Genomic DNA, 10884 nt, shown 5'->3' with positions numbered 1-10884 from the left:
GAATATTGAGAAAAAATGGAGCGGACAACGGGACTCGAACCCGCGGTCTCAACCTTGGCAAGGTTGCGCTTTACCAACTAAGCTATGTCCGCAAACAAGTGAATACCTTATATCATTTTCATAAAAAGTGCAAATTAGGTATGTCGCAAGCCTTACAAGTACTGGCTGTACTTGTAAGGCTTACTTGTTTCAGATTTTCAGTGTTTTAAGTTGAAGACTTATTTTATTTGTTTGCTTACTTGCTTTCGTCATCGCGCTTTGGAGAAGATGGTGTTGCACCCTTTTCAAGCACTCGACCAGGGCCTGCAAGATAAGCTGCGCGGCCTGCCTCAATACCAAGCTTGAAAGCTTTAGCCATAAGCACAATATCGTTTGCAGTAGCAACTCCAGTATTTGCCATTACAGCTGCAGCACCCATTTCCATTGCTTCAGCAGCCTGGCTTGGAACGCCAATGCCGGCATCGACAATAACAGGAAGATCGATTTCGTCGATAATAAGCTGAATAAACTTCTTAGTTTCAAGACCCTTGTTAGAGCCAATCAAAGAGCCGAGAGGCATAATTGCGGCAGCTCCAGCGTCGCGCATTGCCTTAGCAAAGTACAAATCTGGATACATGTAAGGAAGAACAGTAAAACCTTCGTCAGCCAAAATCTTTGTTGCTTGCAAAGTAGCTTCATTGTTTGGCAACAAATACTTGCGATCAGGAATAATCTCAAGCTTGATGAAGTTTCCGCAACCCATTTCGCGAGCAATATGTGCAGTGTTAACTGCTTCCTCTACAGTTACGCATCCGCTAGTATTAGGCAAAATGGTAACGCCTTCTGGAATATGCTTTAAAATTCCTGCAGCTTTCTCGCTATAGCGAATTGCTACAGTAATCATTTCAGCTTTAGCACTATTTACTGCGGCATCAATAAGCTCCTCAGAATACTTTCCAGAACCCAAAATGTATCGAGAAGTAAACTTCTTACCACCTAATTCTAAATAATCTTCATTCTCCATAATTTCCTCCATTTTTTATCCATTTCAACGCTTCTAACGCTTCTAAACTTGCGATAATCGAAACATAAGGCAAATACAAGCCTTCTTCAGGAGAAGACTTAAAATCACCTACTAAGCACACGTTTGAAAGATGCTTAATTTTTACGTTCTTAATATCTCCTAGTCCAGATAAGCCAGAAGCGGTAATAACATATTTGTTAGGATGATTCATGAAATAGTCAAGAACCATTGCTTTCGATTCGCGATTGTCGAATGCTTCAATAAACAAGTCGGAGCGCTCAGCAATCTCATCTAACGATTCCGGCGTAACTTTTTGTACGAAAGCTTCTACTTCAACGTACGGCAAAGTTTCATTAAGCCGTGCTTTAGTAGCAGATACTTTGTGTTGTCCAATTTCGTTAATCGTATAATTTTGACGGTTTAAATTCGAATACTCGATACTGTCAAAATCGTAAATGTACAACTTTTTTACGCCGGCTCGCGCAAGCATCAACGCGATATTTGATCCCAAACCGCCGCAGCCAAGTATTGAAACTGATTGTTGAGCAAACAAATCATTATCTTCCTTTAGCTGACGTTTAAGAACTTTTGCGCGAATATCGTCACTTTCCATTCATCCTCCTCCCATAATGCTAAATACTTCAATTTTTGCGTTATCTTTAATTATGAAAGTTTCAAAATCTTTGCGTTTTACTAATTCACCATCAACTTCTATTGCAACAAAAGTACTGTCGTAGCCTTCGCGCTTAAGTAGTTCAAGTAAATTCTCGTTCTCAACATAATCCACAGTATCGTGATTAAGTTTCAGCACACTTACCTCCTTTCTGTAGAATATGCTTTAAGTTTTAAATATTACGTTTAAAGATTCTACCTAATCCTTAGCTGGATGAAGAATAAACTTGCCCTTGAAGCCTTTGCAAACGCCATTTTCTTGGCTGTAAATTTCTTCGCCGCGAAGCAAAGTTCTTACCACCTGGCAGCCAATAGTGCGACCAACGTATGGGCTGAACTTGTTTCGATACTCAAGGTCTTCAGCTTTAAGAACATAAGGAGCGTTTGGCTTAATGAATGCAAGATCTGCGTCGTAACCCAAACGTATGCTGCCTTTTCCTTTCAAATCGAAGCGTTTTGCAGAATTGCTAGAATTCAATGCCACAAATTGAGTTAATGACATTCCGCGCTTTTGCACAGCTTCATCAAAGAACACATCAACATCGTTTTGAACGCTACCAATACCACCCCAAGCTGTGAAAGCATCATCAGTTTGCTTCAAACTCAAAGGAGCTGGCGAATGGTCGGAAACAATGAAGTTAATAGAACCGTCAAAAACCTTTTCCCACAAGCCATTCTGGTTTTCCTTGTCACGAATTGGCGGAGTGCACTTAGCGATATTTCCAATCTCGTCAAGCTCAGAAGTGTCGAAATACAGGTAATGGTTGCAAGTTTCGCAGCTTACGTCAACGCCATTCTTACGAGCGTCAGCAACAGCTTGAGCACCTTCTGGTGAAGAAACATGAACAATATGAATTCTGCATCCAGTTTCTTTAGCAAAAAGACAAGCGCGCTCAATAGCTTCAACTTCAGTGAAAACAGGTCTGGTTGCTACGAACTCAGAAAGTTTTCTAGCTCCCATTTGATGAGCTTTCTTTCCAAGCTGATCTGTAATAGGAGCGTTTTCGCAATGCATAATCAAAATTTTGCCTGTTTTAGCAATCTGCTGCATACCTGTATACAAGGAGTAATCGTCGCAATTGTATAAATCAACTTGCAAATCCTTGTCGCCTGTAGTTCCAAGGAATGCCTTGTAATTAACAACACCTTGCTTATCTTGCTCGCATATTCCACCGTTTAGATTTTGTGGCTCCAAACCACCAGTTTGACCAACGTCAACTTTTAGTTTTCCTTCAGCCTCTTTTAAAACTGCCTCAAATGATTTTCCATCAGTAGTAGCAGGAATTTGATTGCAAGGCATTTGCAGCATTGTAGTAATACCGCCTTTTGCACCGGCAGAAGTTGCGGTTACAAAACCTTCCCAATCGTCGCGAACGCCGCCGCCTGGAGCGTTAATATGAACATGAGAATCAACTTTTCCAGGAACAACTATTAAATCAGTTGCGTCAATAGTTTTTTCTGCTGCAAAGTTGCTTCCAAAAGCGGCAAACTTGCCGTCTTTAATTGCTATATCGGCTTTGGTTGCTTCATTATCGAATACAACCAAACCATTTGTGATTACTACATCGTAGTTCATATTATTTCCTTTCTTTAGCCATTGTTGGCTGAAAAACTTTTGATAGTAATATTTGACACACGAAACCTACAGCGCATCCCACAATCCATGAGATTTGAGTAAGCGGTGAAAGTAGAGGAATTATCTGCCCGGAAAGAGCAAATAAAAGTCCAAGTATCGTAGAAGTATAAGATATCCAGTTAGTTCCAGAATAAGCAGATTTTGATGAACTATTTGTATCGTAATAAATTTGATCAAGATCAATATGCGTGCGCTTTACTACGTAATAGTCAGCAAGTAGAACACCTGCAATAGGGCCTAAAAGCATACCAATAAGATTCAAGAAGCCTGTAATATTAGCCATAAACTTCCACGGCATTAACACAGTGCTTACAAGAGCTGCAATAACTACGCCACGCTTATAATTTACAAATCGCGGAGCTAAAGCAGTTAGCTGGTATGCTGCAGGAACAATATTGCCAGTAGCATTTGTACAAACTGTAGTAAGTAGAAGCAACCCAGTAGCTATTGCAATTGCAGGAAGACTATCCCACTTGTTTATGATAACAAGAACATCTGTAATGGTTTCATGGTAAAAAAGCGATCCGCCTACTAAAATAACTACGCTCGTAAAAGCAAAAAGCGCGTAACTCAGCAAGAAGCTAGCAATTTGACCTTTTAGTTGAGCCATAGTTGACTTTGCGTTTTGCGTAAAATCAGCAATAGAAACGGCAGGAGCAGCCCAAACACCCAGCACAGAATTTACAGCCATCATCATGAAAAGCCCAAGACCGTAATTAGTTGGAGCTTGAACAGTAGCATGATATTGCATGATTGCAGATAAACCACCAGCACAGCTAATAGCCCATACGCTCATGCAACCAAAAACAACGTAAATAAGCGGGCTTAATACTACAGTTAGCTTATTAAGAGTCTTTCCTCCACCTAAGCCAATCGCCAAATTAAGCAACCAAAATATTGCGAAGGAAATAATAATAGGTATGTGCGAACCAACAAATGGTATTTTGCTTCCAAACGTAAGAAACTCAGGGCAAATTTTGCCAACTAGAACCTCTAAAGCTTTCGCACCTATATATGTTTGAATGCCATACCAGCAGATTGCAGCAACTACTCCCCTAAGGAATCCTGGTAGCTGAGCGCCTGCTTTTCCGTATGTTGCGCGCAAATGCATAGAAAACGGTATGCCGTATTTGGAACCTACAACACCGTTAGCAACCATGACAATTGCTGTAAGAATTGCGCCAAGCATGATACCAATCATTACGTAAATTGGAGAGTATCCCATCAAAAGGAACGCGCCAACTGCAGCATAATTAGGAATATTGTGTACAGACTGCATCCACAAAGTGCAAAAATTAAGAGCACTCATTGTGCGTTTTTCTTGCGGCTTTGGCAGTAAATCTTCATTAGTGTAGCCGCGCTCGCGGTAACATTCCAAGTTTTTACTATCTACTGGCTCATCTTTTAGCAGTTTACTAATTTGCATGCGCACCTCCTTACTTTTCTTGTTTGTAAATTTGATTCTTTTTTGTGTTTTGTGTTTTGAGTTTTTTGAAAGTAATAATCGCAACTTTGCTCAAAAATAAAAAAGATACGAAAGGATGTCGTACCCGTGGTGGTGCGCCCCTTCGTATCAGCCTCTTATTCGTGAATAAGCGTTGTACTCTCATTCGATATTCACTTTTCTTCGCTGCGGTTAACTAAGCAGTGAAGTTTGCATAGTATATGCCTTTTGCGTCCTTCCTAAATTTCCATTTCTTTTTGGTTTTCGTTTGGTTTTCGTTATCTTTTAGTTGGTTTTCGTTAGTCCTCATAAGCCAAACTATGCAGAGCATCTCGTAAAAGCTTTACCCCGTGAACAGCGTCTTGTGGATCTGTGTACTCTTCTGGAGCGTGACTAATACCATCTTTCGAAGGAACGAAAATCATTCCGGATTTTACAAACGGAGCAAAAATTTGCGTATCTTGACCAGCACCTGAATGCATGACCCTGTATGCATAACCTTGCTTATTAGCTTGATCTTTCAAAAGATTAATAATATCGTCGCTAAGTGGTGTAGGATCGTCAGACATCCACTTATCAATCTGCGCTGTAATGCCATAAGACTTGGCAGTTTCGTGAATGTCCTCGTCGAGTTCCTGCAAGAATTTATCAAGAAAAGCTTTATCTGTATGACGGCAGTTCATTGAAAAAGTAACTTCTCCAGGAACAATATTTACTTGATTTGGAACTACGCTGATTCTACCGAAAGTAAGTACCAGTGGGTCGCCTGCTTGCTTAGCTTTGTCAAGATTCTTGGCGATTATATGAGACATGCAATCTACTGCATCGTGCCTGTAGGACATCATTGTTGTGCCAGCGTGATTTTGTACGCCTTTAAGATGAATATCCCAACGATGCTGACCAGCAATGCTAGTGATAATACCTAAATCTTCGTGATTGCTGTAAAGCGTTGGTCCCTGCTCAATGTGTAGCTCAATCCAGGCTTCAAGATTTGCGAACTTAGGTTGAGTTGTTTGATAATTGAACCCAGCTTCACGCATTGCTGTTTCGAAAGGAACACCTTCACTGTCGCAAATATTTTCTACGTCCTCTTTTTTGGCTAGTCCGAAGAAATTCTTTGAACCCCAGAATACGTATGGGAAACGTGAGCCTTCCTCTTCTGCTAAGCAGATAATGCGAAGACTTTTCTTTGGCTTTCCATATCTAGTAAGTAAATTCTTAATTGCTAAATATGCTGCAACTATTCCAAGTTGACCGTCAAAACGACCTCCTCTTGAAACTGTGTCAATATGCGATCCACAAGCTATTATGCTTTCTGGCTTTTCGCATCCTTCAACAGTTGCAATTAGGTTTCCAACTTGGTCGAATTCTACAGTCATACCGAGTTTTTCAAATCGTTGACGAAGAGCAAAAAGAGCCTGTTTCCAAGATTTTGTGTAAAGAGGTCGAGTAACTCCTTGTTCTCCTGGTTTTTCTGTGAATCCTGCAAGCCAGCTTATGGCTGATTCTATAGTTTCAGCACTTATGCTGCTATTAATCATCTGCAGTATTCCTCCTCACTTGTGCAAGTTTCCCCAAAAGTGACATTCAGGCGGATATTTTTTGGTTTTGGTTTTGGTTGTTTAGTTTTTTTTAATTGTTTAGTTGATACTCGTGTAATTGCTACTACTTTGTGGCAACGCAAGATATCACGAAAATCGTGATAGAAAGAAATCACTTACTGTAATTGCTCCCTACGCATGTCTTAACAAAACAGGTTCAAAGGGTGTTTCTCAACTGTTTCCAGTACCCCTGCAATTTTCACTTGTACTCGGATGAGTATAGCACGATATTAAATGAACTCAAAATGAACATTATCATGTGTGTTTCTGTGAAGAAATGATTGGTTGGTTGACTGATTGGTTGACTGCTATGAGATATTGCTTCCATTTGTGGTTGCATGTGTGTTCGGCTGCGAAAAATTTTCATATGAAGGTTAGCAAATAAAAAATAGCCAGATAACAAAAAACGCAGTGCTTCTACACTGCGAACATATTGTGGGTGATATAGGAATCGAACCTATGACCCCTTCCGTGTGAAGGAAGTGCGCTAGCCGCTGCGCCAATCACCCAAAATTTTTTAATTATGCGTGAAAGGCAATCCTTTCGAGTGGGCGATACAAGGTTCGAACTTGTGACCCCTTCCGTGTCAGGGAAGTGCGCTACCACTGCGCCAACCGCCCAGGTTGTTAATTAAGCTTGAAGCTTAATCGAGGTGGGTACGAGAGTCGAACTCATCTATACGGCTTTGCAGGCCGCTGCCTAACCGCTTGGCTAACCCACCGTAAGGTCGAATAACTCATCGGACCTAGAGCGGACAACGGGACTCGAACCCGCGGTCTCAACCTTGGCAAGGTTGCGCTTTACCAACTAAGCTATGTCCGCAATGCAACTTTACTGAACAATGTCAGCGCCGAAGCACGAGTAACTACTATACCCGAAATATTCTCAAATGCAAGCCTTCGCCTATTTGGCGTGTCGTTTTGTGGTGTTTGCGCGTGTTGGTTGGAAGTTTGTTATGCGTATGGTATTGGAGCATTTGCGAGCGCAAGTGTTACTTTCCCAGTTTGTTAGCTGAGTTTTTAACAGTGTTTGGGTGATTACAGTTACTTTCTCCGATACTTTACTAAGTTTTTAACAGTGTTTGGATTGTGGCTTATAGACCAGAGTATTCACAAGATTATCTTTACGGACTCTTTCTGATTACCCTACATTTTTAAATTAAATAATTTAGTAAATAAGATTATATATGATACAATGATGGAACAAATGGATTGGGAGTACTCGGTCAGCGAAAGCTTTAGGTGTTATGCCTAGAGCTTTTTGCTTTTTATTCTCGCTCAATCAATAAGGTTCCTTTTCTGGATAGACTTTTACGCCATAACCTTTAATTTCTCCATGTCATGCTTCCCAACTCTCATATTTTGTATTCACCAAAATAGTAAATACTGCAAAATATTATACCTGTAACATAAATTGTACTAATAATTTTTTATTGAAAAAATAAGTATAAATATAGAAGATGTAGTTTATTTCAGTCGTTTTTTTATTTATATCTTGTATCAAAATTGTTGCGTTAAGGAAACAGTTTTGATACGCGCTTATTGCGTATGATAAATCTAGCTAAACAATAACAAGAATATGGGTGACTCTTTGCGTATAAGGAAGGCGCCCATATATATGATAGAACCGAATTGAGAGCTGGGGCTCCCCCTACCCTTGACCCTTCACGGGGTAGGTTTGGGGGAATGACCAGCTCTTTTGTAATAGTTAATTTTCCTGTTTTAGCCTGACATAATAGGCTACTTTATTTTTTCTTACTGTTGCCTGTTAAGCCAGCGATGCCAGTGGCTAGAGTGAATCTAATACTAGTGAATGGTACTACTTGCAGGATAGCGTTTGTTGCAGCTTTAATAACGCATATTGACGGAATAACGACTAATGCTCTTGCTTTGCTTATAATCGTGTGGAAAGATTGAGGACTAGGGGTTCTAGCCAGCACAATTGGTTGGAACCCTCGTTTTAATATAATATTTATTCATCTTCGTCGTAGTCTGCAGAATGTTGGCGACGCGGAATCCCTAGTTTATCTGCCATTTCGTTATATGAATCAAGATAGTCATCGTCAATAAGATTGTATGCTTCAATAATAAGTTTGCGAGGAGTATTTTGGTGTTCCCATGCAAAGCTTAAGTAATCTGCTAACGCTTCATAAGGCTCTCCTGCGCATGTAGCATTACTAGCAGCTTCTTTGCAAAGTTTATCCATGTATGGCTCAGCATAAGGTCGAAGTTTCTCAACCATGTCATAACAAATTTCATCATGTTCATCAGCTTTTGACTCCTCTCTTATCTTCTACAACTGTGAACGCAGTATTAACACGCACACTTTTTCTTTTCTTCATTCAACCTTTGAAGAAAATATTGAAAATGGTACTCCTCAGACTAATGTTCCAGTCTTAAAAGCTGGTTGTCGAGGATCACACGCGCATTAAGATCACCCCATAGGTGAAAAAGACGATTCCAGTCAACCTAGATGGCTATAACTTCTAGGAATCACACACATATTCAGAAAGGATCTAAAGTGCCATGGCGCGTCATTGTCAAGAGGATGAAAAGGAAAACCGCCCTTGCGTCACGGCTTTGCTAGGCTATCACTATACATATCGAATGTAAACACATTTGCATAAATCTTTGTGTAGAACAACTGACTTTGTTAGTTTTACGAAGTCAGTCCTCGCTTGCATTGAAAGCGCACTGTGCTTTCGACTTTGAGCACGCTCGGCATTCTAAAGTGCTTTCGCGTGCTTTGCAGGAGCTTGAAATCAATGGGATTGCAAGCTCCCAAATCAGCCGCTACGAAGCCGTGAGGAATAATCGCTCAAGCAGGTCGTATAGTGTTTGAGATTTATATGTTGTGTTTTACAGTAATTGTTAAAGTGTTCGCACTTTATTACGCTCGCTATAAGACACGCATTGCCTTCGCGAGCTATGCTTTAACTATTCAGTTATGTCATAGCGCTCAGCAATGCGTGAAAGACCATACTCACAATTATTGACGTCACTTATAAAATATTCGCAATTATTGGCGTCATAATTACTTCAATGGTCGCACTATATGCCATAAAGAAAGGCAAGTAGCGGATTGCATGGAGCGTAGCTAGCCCCTACGCTCTGTGCTTTCCTTTAGTATATCATAGAAAATGTAGAAATGAAATTTTTTAATAAAAACCCTTATGGTGTTGATATCACCCCGCGTATGTGGGAAAGACTACTACTGCAACCGCACTTGCTGCATGTGTAGGGGATCACCCCCGCGTATGCGGGAAAGACCTTGTGTACTCTACTAGCAGAAGTAAACAGTGAGGATCACCCCCGCGTATGCGGGAAAGACGCTACTATCGTGCATTCGTTTCCTTTACTATTTTTTCTTATCTTCAATTGGATTATTGTTTTCATCGAGTCGTAGGATACGTTGCCCGAGTTCACTGTGTGGTTTGCAATGGAGCAAGTCATAGATCCAAGCCGCAAATCCAAATATCAACATTGCAATGAATAGTATTATGCTGATTACCATTATTGTGCCCATCATGAGCTGTTCCTTTCTTTCTGTTTATTGATGCTCTTCTTATTGTACTCTTCGATGCTTTTATTTACTGTATCTTGCCATTGTTTTAGCGCGTGCGATGTCCAACACCAAGGATTAGGATCACCCCCGCGTATGCGGGAAAGACTGATACGCTACTTCTCATCGCACGCAATGTTTAGGATCACCCCCGCGTATGCGGGAAAGACCTAGCGTTATTTTTAGTAGTGTTCGCAATATTAGGATCACCCCCGCGTATGCGGGAAAGACGCGGCTGTGAGTTCACCCCACATCGAGCCGGTGGGATCACCCCCGCGTATGCGGGAAAGACATCGTTTGCAAGGTGTGAAAAAAGGTGACATTGGGATCACCCCCGCGTATGCGGGAAAGACTTTTCTAATATCAGTGGTGTTAATATTTTTCCAGGATCACCCCCGCGTATGCGGGAAAGACGAATTTACAAATATTGCTATTTTGTAGAAGATGGGATCACCCCCGCGTATGCGGGAAAGACTACGCGATTACTTAAAAAAACACTTGCGTTTTGGGATCACCCCCGCGTATGCGGGAAAGACCTACTAAAGTGTGCGCGCCTGAAGCAAAGGCTAGGATCACCCCCGCGTATGCGGGAAAGACACTCTTTATCTTCTACATAATGTAATAGAAAAGGGATCACCCCCGCGTATGCGGGAAAGACTGTTTGGGGTGAACCGTTGTGGTTGTGGGACTAGGATCACCCCCGCGTATGCGGGAAAGACAATTAAAACAGTATAATGATGTTGATACAGAAAGGATCACCCCCGCGTATGCGGGAAAGACCTGAAACTTACGGATCTTTTAAGGGAAATAACAGGATCACCCCCGCGTATGCGGGAAAGACGTTGCTGTTTGACCTTGCACACGGTTAATCATGGGATCACCCCCGCGTATGCGGGAAAGACCATTCTCGCAACAAGGGTGCATATGTCCATAAAGGATCACCCCCGCGTATGCGGGAAAGACGCCA

The 10884-nt window shown here is 41.3% G+C and carries 7 protein-coding genes, 5 tRNA genes, 1 CRISPR repeat array and 1 riboswitch (1 of these 14 only partly in view); all 12 genes read right to left on the bottom strand.

All coding sequences use genetic code 11. The features are described from left to right. Positions 1 to 16 precede the first annotated feature (16 nt). Positions 17 to 92: transfer RNA gene (locus HXT37_RS04380), tRNA-Gly, on the bottom strand. A 143-nt stretch (positions 93 to 235) separates the two neighbouring features. After that, positions 236 to 1003: a thiazole synthase gene (locus HXT37_RS04375; protein ID WP_004108959.1), complete on the bottom strand. Its 768-nt coding sequence runs from the start codon at positions 1001 to 1003 to the stop codon at positions 236 to 238. Next, positions 993 to 1616: a sulfur carrier protein ThiS adenylyltransferase ThiF gene (gene thiF / locus HXT37_RS04370; RefSeq protein WP_004106663.1), complete on the bottom strand. Its 624-nt coding sequence runs from the start codon at positions 1614 to 1616 to the stop codon at positions 993 to 995. The genes HXT37_RS04375 and thiF overlap by 11 nt, the downstream gene beginning before the upstream one ends. Beyond that, positions 1617 to 1814 (bottom strand): sulfur carrier protein ThiS, encoded by a 198-nt coding sequence (gene thiS / locus HXT37_RS04365; RefSeq protein ID WP_004574242.1) that lies wholly within the window; start codon positions 1812 to 1814, stop codon positions 1617 to 1619. It lies immediately after the preceding gene. Positions 1815 to 1874: 60 nt separating this feature from the next. Then, positions 1875 to 3251: an allantoinase AllB gene (gene allB / locus HXT37_RS04360; protein ID WP_421779318.1), complete on the bottom strand. Its 1377-nt coding sequence runs from the start codon at positions 3249 to 3251 to the stop codon at positions 1875 to 1877. A gap of 1 nt (position 3252) precedes the next feature. Next, complete coding sequence (gene allW / locus HXT37_RS04355) at positions 3253 to 4737, bottom strand: allantoin permease (protein WP_116773730.1); 1485 nt, start codon at positions 4735 to 4737, stop codon at positions 3253 to 3255. Positions 4738 to 5054: 317 nt separating this feature from the next. Beyond that, positions 5055 to 6296, bottom strand: a complete 1242-nt coding sequence (locus HXT37_RS04350; RefSeq protein WP_004108971.1) for a hydantoinase/carbamoylase family amidase — start codon at positions 6294 to 6296, stop codon at positions 5055 to 5057. A gap of 172 nt (positions 6297 to 6468) precedes the next feature. Next, positions 6469 to 6558: riboswitch (TPP riboswitch) on the bottom strand. Between the two features lie 234 nt (positions 6559 to 6792). Continuing rightward, a tRNA-Val gene (locus HXT37_RS04345) sits at positions 6793 to 6865 on the bottom strand. A 39-nt stretch (positions 6866 to 6904) separates the two neighbouring features. After that, a tRNA-Val gene (locus HXT37_RS04340) sits at positions 6905 to 6976 on the bottom strand. 30 nt (positions 6977 to 7006) lie between these two features. Continuing rightward, positions 7007 to 7077, bottom strand: a tRNA-Cys gene (locus HXT37_RS04335). Between the two features lie 28 nt (positions 7078 to 7105). Further along, positions 7106 to 7178: transfer RNA gene (locus HXT37_RS04330), tRNA-Gly, on the bottom strand. A gap of 1149 nt (positions 7179 to 8327) precedes the next feature. Then, the gene (locus HXT37_RS04325; RefSeq protein ID WP_102703117.1) at positions 8328 to 8597 is read right to left on the bottom strand and encodes a hypothetical protein; all 270 of its coding nucleotides are present in this window, start codon (positions 8595 to 8597) and stop codon (positions 8328 to 8330) included. Positions 8598 to 9997: 1400 nt separating this feature from the next. Next, positions 9998 to 10884: a CRISPR direct-repeat array (repeat unit 28 nt; unit sequence GGATCACCCCCGCGTATGCGGGAAAGAC); it runs 728 nt beyond the window's last position.

The sequence above is a fragment of the Gardnerella sp. DNF01151 genome (genome assembly GCF_049244235.1).
GTDB classification, from domain to species: Bacteria; Actinomycetota; Actinomycetes; order Actinomycetales; family Bifidobacteriaceae; genus Bifidobacterium; species Bifidobacterium swidsinskii.
This window is presented reverse-complemented; position numbering and strand designations above follow the sequence as displayed.

Bases quoted from the DNA above. Each gene is read 5' to 3' on its own strand.
- HXT37_RS04375 (WP_004108959.1), bottom strand. From the start codon at position 1,003: ATGGAGAATGAAGATTATTTAGAATTAGGTGGTAAGAAGTTTACTTCT.
- thiF (WP_004106663.1), bottom strand. From the start codon at position 1,616: ATGGAAAGTGACGATATTCGCGCAAAAGTTCTTAAACGTCAGCTAAAG.
- allB (WP_421779318.1), bottom strand. From the start codon at position 3,251: ATGAACTACGATGTAGTAATCACAAATGGTTTGGTTGTATTCGATAAT.
- allW (WP_116773730.1), bottom strand. From the start codon at position 4,737: ATGCAAATTAGTAAACTGCTAAAAGATGAGCCAGTAGATAGTAAAAAC.
- HXT37_RS04350 (WP_004108971.1), bottom strand. From the start codon at position 6,296: ATGATTAATAGCAGCATAAGTGCTGAAACTATAGAATCAGCCATAAGC.
- HXT37_RS04325 (WP_102703117.1), bottom strand. From the start codon at position 8,597: ATGGTTGAGAAACTTCGACCTTATGCTGAGCCATACATGGATAAACTT.